The following is a 438-nucleotide window of genomic DNA, read 5'->3' on the forward strand; positions in this document are numbered from 1 at the left end:
GTTGCGGTGGGCTTTGCGCATAATGCCGTCCAGTAACTGATGCTCTTTCAGATGTTTCTGGTTTTCCTCACTGTCATAGCCTTTGTTGGCATAGACGGTCTCACCTTCGGCTATCCCTTCCAACAAAGGAGACAGGTGTTTGCACTCATGGGTATTGGCGGGGGTAATATGCAGTTTCTCGATATAGCCTTCCGCATCGGTACGGGTATGTTGTTTGTAACCGAGTTTGTAGAGGCCGTTTTTCTTTGTCCAGCGGGCATCTTTGTCTTTGCTCGGTGTGGTTTGGCCGCTGACTTGTCCTTCCTCGTCGACTTCTATGGCCTGACGCTGTTTGCTGCCAGCAGTTTGAATAATGGTGGCATCAATGACGGCGGCGGATGCCTTCTCTACTTTTAGGTTTTTTTCGGCCAGTTGTCGGTTAATCAGTTCCAGCAATTC

The 438-nt window shown here is 49.5% G+C and carries 1 protein-coding gene; it reads right to left on the bottom strand.

Going from position 1 to position 438, the window contains the following annotated elements:
* Window positions 1-438 (bottom strand): transposase (locus HMPREF3047_RS03760; protein WP_141756547.1); only part of this gene is annotated, 438 nt, incomplete at both ends.

Origin of the sequence: Neisseria sp. HMSC075C10 (assembly GCF_001815615.1) — a bacterium.
GTDB lineage: Bacteria > Pseudomonadota > Gammaproteobacteria > Burkholderiales > Neisseriaceae > Neisseria > Neisseria subflava_A.